Genomic DNA, 4,621 nt, shown 5'->3' with positions numbered 1-4,621 from the left:
AATGGTTGCTCCTGGTGAGGCGCGCAGGCTCCTGAGCCTGTCGAAGGGGCCGAAGCCTCGAACCACGAGGGCGGGTGATTGAATTGGGTAAAAGCGTAGGCGAGCCGATCCATTAAACATGGATCGGCTTGGCCTGTTGACGGGAGAGGAGATCGCGGATCGCAAGCTTCACTTCGTCCGCGTTTCTGAAACGCTGCTCGTCCAGATCATGGACATGATATTTGACAGCGATGAACTTGAGCCGATCCTGGTCGGGAACGACGATGCCGACGGGAACGCCGGCGTATTCGATAACTTGCTTCTTCATAAATAGACTCCCACTGCGCACTCACGCGCAGATATGGCGAATTGACTGTTTGATTCCGGTAGGGAGGACGAACGTCACATTCGACAGCGCGGGCGGGAGAGTGCGCCCGAGCGGTCATTGCCAAGCACGGACCGCCGAAGGATCGAAGCGATGACTTTAGTATTCAGCATGTCACTTCCTCAGTTGGCGTTGTACTTGCTGGAACTCCGATGACGGAGCGCCGCGGTCCGGTGAACTATTATCTACTATATTAGTGGATAATAGCAATTTCATCTTCAGAAACATATTCCGAAAGATGTCAAAATATCGACGATCAGGAAAATAAAATTCCGGGCCTGGCGGGTTGCGGGGAAGGTTGTGTTAAATGCCTTCGCATTGCTACCCGTGTCGGCCGGCTCGCCGATCACCGACAGACAGATAGGAACTGGCGCGAGATTCGACAATGCCCTTGCGGCATTAAAATTCGCCCGCCGCTAAAACACCTCAATGGTTAACGGCGCTTCGGGGCGCATCAAAACCCGTCTGCGAGCGCCGTCTCCAGGGCTTTCACGAAGAAATCGGCGCTTTCCGGGGCAAGGCACAGCGGCGGTTTGATCTTCAACACATTGAGGTGATCGCCGGTCGGCTGCATGATGACCCCGAGATCGAGCAGGCGCTCGCAGATCGCAGCCGTCTCTTCCGTGGCCGGCGTCAATGTTTCCCGGTCGCGGACGAATTCGACGCCGAGATAAAGTCCGGTGCCATGCACGGCGCCGATCAGCGGGAAGCGATCCATCAACGCGATCAACCCCGCCTTCAGCTGGTCGCCGACGATGCGGGCGTTTTCCTGGAGATTCTCGTCCTTGAGGATATCGAGAACGCTCAGGCCGACGACGCAGCTGACCGGACTGCCGCCGGTGGAGGAGAAGAGATAGCCTTCCTTCTCCAGCGAATCGGCAATCTCGCGACGGGTAATGACGGCGCCGAGCGGATGGCCGTTGCCCATACCCTTGGCAATGGTGATGATGTCGGGGACGACGCCTTGCGTTTCGAAACCCCAGAAGTGTTCGCCGAGCCGGCCATAGCCGACCTGCACTTCGTCGGCAATGCAAAGGCCGCCGCGCTGGCGGACGGCATCATAGACGCCGGCAAGATAGCCATGTGGCAATGTTATACCGCCGGCATTGCCATAGACAGGTTCCGCGATGAAGCCGGCGAGGCCGTCACCCTTGTCGTCGATGGCTTTCAGTTTCGCATCGACGTCGTCGAGGTAGCCTTGCGCGGAATCGGGGCCGCGGAATGGACCGCGATAGGTATTGGGAGAGAGGACGGGATGCACCCAGTCCGGTCGCGTCGTCAGTGCCTGCGGATTGTCGGCAATCGAGGTGGAGACGGCGTCGCTCGCGACGGTCCAGCCGTGATAGGCCTCCAGCAGGCAGAGCATGTTCCTCTTGGCCGTGTGCGCCCAGGCAAGGCGGATCGCGAGATCGTTTGCTTCCGAGCCGCTGTTGACGAGGAAGACGCAGTCGAGCCCTTCCGGAGCGAGCATCGCCAGCCGCTCGGAAAATTCGGCGACGGCGGCATAATGGAAGCGGGAGTTGGTATTGAGCCGCGACCACTGCTGCTCGATCGCCCCCGTCAGCCGCGGATGGGCGTGGCCGAGGATCGTCACGTTGTTGACCATGTCGAGGTAGCAGCGCCCCTGCGTGTCGAACAGGAACTCGCGCCAGCCGCGTTCGATCTGCGGCGGCAGCTCGTAATAGTGCTTCTGCGGCTTGGCGAAGCGGGCATTGCGCAATGACAGCAGCGCGGACGCATCCGGCCTTTGCGCTTCGCAGGCGGCGTTGAGGAGGGCAACGGGCGAGGGGCAGATCGCCGACCAGCCGTCCACCTGATCCGCTGCCGCAAAGAGCGGCGGTACGAGATTGGGCACGCGGCAAAGCTGCACGCGCAATCCTCCGATCGCCGAACCCTCGCTGCCGATCGTGCCGACTGTCGTGCCCTGTTCGATGGCAGCTCCATCCTCGAGCGCGCTTTCGACGCCGTCCAGATGAAGGCTTATTTCTTCGCCGGCGAGCACGAGGTGCTGCCCCTGGCGCTGCAGAAGGCCCGGGAAGGGGGCCGCAACCGTAGCGCCGGCCGGCAGGCAGATATCGCAATGCAGGGCGAAATTCTGCGGCGGCGCCATGGTGAGCGGAGCGGCGAGGGACAGGCGGAATTCGCCGTAGCGGGTTGCCGCCGCCCCTGATGTCATCGCCGTCTGGGCAAGCAGCCGCCAATCCATGTCAGGCTTTTGCCAGTTGCCGTCGGAAAAATCCGGGCCGGTGACGGAAAGATCGATCGCGGCGATCTGCGAGGGATCGATGTCAGGCAGCAGTGGCGACCAGCTTTCCGTGGCGATCGGGGCGACGTCGAAGCCGATCGCCCGCAGGATCGCCGCCTCCATCACGTCCGGCTGCGCGCCGGTCGCCACATCGAAGATCTCGCGTTCGAAATCGAGATTGCCGCGCACGTAGTCATTGTCCGGGTCGATGGCGAGCTGCTGTTCGGTGCTGGCGGCCAGGATGACGGCGCGCGCGACGATCAGTGGCCACAGCGCCTTGGCCTCGACCTCTTCCAGCGGATAGATGGCATGATAGGCCTTGATGGCGGGGAGGATATGGAACGGGTTGCCTTCCGCATGATGCAGCAGGGATGCGCAGGTAACGGCAAGATCGCCTACCAGCCAGCCCTGAATAATGTCGCCGAAATCGATGACGCCGTCGGGTACAAGCTGCCCATGCGCGTCGGGATGGCTGACGACATTGTCGTCGGTGACGTCATGATGCACGGGCTGCACGCGTAGATCGCCCGCAAGCGGCTGGATGCGCTTGACGGCGGCCACCATCGCTTTGGCGATGCGGTCCCGCGCTTCATGGTCCGTAATGGCCGACAGGAGCTGAACCGCCACGGGTCCTGCCCGGCGCAGGTCCCATTGCAGGCTTCGGTGAAGGCCGGGATGATCGAAATCGGCGAGATCGCGGGCAAGCCGGGCCGACAGCGCGCCGAGCCCGGCGGCTGAAGCCGGCGGCAGATGCTTGCGCCGCGTCAGCGTCTGGCCGGGCAGAAAGCCGAGCAGCCGGACGAGGTAATCCTGCTCGCGGAGGGCGATGGTCAGAATGTCGCGGCCGTTCAGCGCCGGCACGATCTCGGGCACGCGCGGAGAATCCGGTTTGGCATGCAGGTGGCGGATAGCGGCATTCTGCGCTTCGAGCTCGACCAGCTCATATTCGGCCCGGCAAATCTTCAGCACATAGGCATTGTCGCCGGCATCGATGCGGTAGTTGCGATCCTGCTGGCTGCCAAGTTCCGTGAGTGCCCCGCTCAAACCGTAATGCGCATACAGGATCTCCGCCGCTTCCTCCGGCGTCACGTCCGGTCTGGGCAGCTGCATACGATTCACAAGCGCGGCGTCGGCCATGGCATCCCCCGGATGGTTCATTTGCATCGACACTAAACCATTCCATCTTAAAGAAAATTACCCAAAACAGATAGGGTGGTCGCGCAATGAGCGGAAAGATAGGCGGCCGAATGCAGCCGGCCAGGCGTGATCGCCTACTCGACCTCGATGGAATAGCTGCAGCCGGCCAGCGTCTTGCCCGGATGAGCTTCATCGGTCGAGACGTTCAATGAGATGCGAGTGTGCAGCACGGTGTCGGAATTTTCCTGCCGGTCCTTGCGCGACAGGATTTCCTTTTCTCCGAGGAACTTGTTCGGCCGGTCGACCGCAGCCGTCACGCCGAGCTGTTTCGCCAGGGGATGCGGATCGGCGTCGTCGAGGACGGCGAGCGGCCCGGTAGAGGCGAAGGCAATCCTGTTCGTCTGACGTCCGAAGACGGTTATCGGCGCTGAAAGCTGGAATTCCCGCAGAAAGGGATTGTCTGACGGCAGTTCGCTGATGCCGAACAGCTTCATAGCCTTGGCGCTTTCCGGCCCGGTCAACCACATGGCGAATTCGTTATAGCTCGGCACGTCATAGGTCGTGCATTCGATCAGCTTGGCGAAATCGATCTTGGAGGGGTCCTGTTCCGTTGTTTCAGCATGAGATGCCGGAGCCCACAGGAGGAACGCCGCCAGCAGCAGCGTTCCATTGCGATGGAATGACATGTCCTCTCTTCTCCTTGATCTCCGGGGATCTCCGGAACGATTCGATACCGGCGGTATCAAATCGTGCTTAGAGGCAAAAAGAAAAGGGAGTTGGCGAAATCGCGCCCCCGCGCCTCACCCCATGCGTTCGGAAGCATAGGAGCCTGGGCTTGCTGGGAAGACGACGGTGCGGTTGCCGTTGAGGAAGGT

3 protein-coding genes are annotated in these 4,621 nt (G+C 61.3%); all 3 read right to left on the bottom strand.

Features of this window, described 5'->3' with window-relative positions; translation table 11 throughout:
* Positions 1 to 112: 112 nt before the first annotated feature.
* Positions 113 to 307 (bottom strand): hypothetical protein, encoded by a 195-nt coding sequence (locus tag ACPYOP_RS32455; protein WP_112511403.1) that lies wholly within the window; start codon positions 305 to 307, stop codon positions 113 to 115.
* Between the two features lie 511 nt (positions 308 to 818).
* The gene (locus ACPYOP_RS32450) at positions 819 to 3,746 is read right to left on the bottom strand and encodes an aminotransferase (RefSeq protein WP_481414304.1); all 2,928 of its coding nucleotides are present in this window, start codon (positions 3,744 to 3,746) and stop codon (positions 819 to 821) included.
* 134 nt (positions 3,747 to 3,880) lie between these two features.
* The gene (locus tag ACPYOP_RS32445) at positions 3,881 to 4,432 is read right to left on the bottom strand and encodes a hypothetical protein (protein WP_481414303.1); all 552 of its coding nucleotides are present in this window, start codon (positions 4,430 to 4,432) and stop codon (positions 3,881 to 3,883) included.
* Positions 4,433 to 4,621 lie beyond the last annotated feature (189 nt).

The sequence above is a fragment of the Rhizobium sp. KNZ2-6A genome (genome assembly GCF_056755475.1).
This window is presented reverse-complemented; position numbering and strand designations above follow the sequence as displayed.

Coding starts and splice junctions, on each gene's coding strand:
- ACPYOP_RS32455 (WP_112511403.1), bottom strand. CDS start 307: ATGAAGAAGCAAGTTATCGAATACGCCGGCGTTCCCGTCGGCATCGTC.
- ACPYOP_RS32445 (WP_481414303.1), bottom strand. CDS start 4,432: ATGTCATTCCATCGCAATGGAACGCTGCTGCTGGCGGCGTTCCTCCTG.
- ACPYOP_RS32450 (WP_481414304.1), bottom strand. CDS start 3,746: ATGGCCGACGCCGCGCTTGTGAATCGTATGCAGCTGCCCAGACCGGAC.